A 1,505-nucleotide genomic window follows, 5' to 3' on the forward strand; every position below is an offset into this window, starting at 1 on the left:
CGGCGGGCGAACTTCACAATGCCGATGTTCTGCGGGTCAGTCTCGTGCGAGCCAAAGGCCTGGCGGTAGGCGAGCAGCAACAGCAGGGCGCCAAAGATGTAGAAGATCCACGAGAAGTTGGAAATGAGCGTTGCGCCGACGGCAATGAAGATTCCCCGCATGATGAGGGCGATCGCGATGCCGATCAAAAGCACCTTCTGCTGATACATCTTGGGCACCGCGAACGCGGTCATGATGAGCAAGAAGACGAAGACGTTGTCGACCGACAGCGCTTTCTCGGTCAGGTATCCGGCGAAGTACTCACCGCCGAACTGCCACCCCGACACCATTCCGATGCCCACACCGAAGATCAGCGCCAGCGTGATGTAGAACACCGACCACTTGGCCGCTTCGGCGATCGTGGGCTCGTGGGGAGTACGCACGTGGGCGTAGAACTCCCAGATGAAAAACGCGATCGTGACCGCGATGGTGATGATCCAGATGAGGGGTGTGACACCCATAGGGGCTCCTTGGTCAGCAAAAATGACCAAGGTCTCTTCCGGCCCTTACAGCACTGGGCCAAGCCACCCGGAACACGATGGCGTGTTCGTATTGACGGGCCGACTTCGAAGGAATACTCCCCTTGACCCGTTGAGTGTAGCGGGTGAATCGGCGAGGTTACGGAACCAGGTTGAGACGGCGCGTGCTCACTCCCACGGTGAGCCGTTGACCCCAGCCGATCGCCAGGTAGTCGTCTTCGATTCCGTCGCCGAAGGCCACGAGCGTGTCGGATTCGACAACGAACTGCAGCGCCTCGCCCTCGTTGATGAGGCCGGCGGTGAGCGTGCGTCCGGTTGACCGCGAGGGCCAGGCCTCTCGGATGTACCAGCCGAGCATCGCTGAATCCACGGCCGGCAGCACGTCACCAAGCCCACGATCACTCGCGATCGACGCGGCCCAGCCGGTGCTGCCCGTGCCCGTGGCAATGATCACGCCCGACGACGACTGCCGCTCGCTCTCGCCCGTGGGCGTCGTCACGACATACCGCGACGACTGGTGCCCGTCATCGCCCACATAGAGCTCATTGAGTGCCGTGAGGGTTTGGCCGTCGTCGAGCGTCGCCTGCACCATGGCGCGCGCGGCGACGGATGCTCGCCCCGCGATGACCGCCCCAATCAGCTCTCCGGCATCGGTGGCCGCGTGCGGCACGAGGATTCCCGCGTTGCGCTGCGGCTCGGGGTCGATGCCAATGACGGGTTGCCCGTCGAGGTACTTGGCCACGTTGGCCACGAGCCCGTCTTGGCCCACGATGACGATGACGTCTTCGGGCGAAAACACGTAGCGGTCAAGGTCGCTGCGCTCGACGCGCGCCTGACGCACCCCCTCCGGAAGCGCCGCCGAGACGCGTGCGAGGCTCGACTGCATCGACTCGTGGCGGGCAATGACCTCGTCGATGCTGCGTCCTCGCGACGAGAGAAAGAACTCGGCCTGCCCGCGGGTCGCGTGGCGCGCGAGCAACTCGGTGT

Annotated in this window: 2 protein-coding genes; both read right to left on the minus strand. The window is 63.9% G+C overall.

Annotation, left to right across the window (positions count from 1 at the left end; translation table 11 throughout):
* Positions 1–500, minus strand: a 500-nt coding sequence (locus tag SFU54_RS05180; RefSeq protein ID WP_413466570.1) for a TerC family protein, incomplete at its 3' end; no start/stop codon positions are given.
* Between the two features lie 157 nt (positions 501–657).
* The coding region (locus tag SFU54_RS05185) for a hypothetical protein (RefSeq protein ID WP_319015232.1) at positions 658–1,505 on the minus strand (848 nt) is incomplete at its 5' end.

The sequence above is a fragment of the Microcella sp. genome, from assembly GCF_033763155.1.
In the GTDB taxonomy this organism is placed as follows: domain Bacteria; phylum Actinomycetota; class Actinomycetes; order Actinomycetales; family Microbacteriaceae; genus Microcella.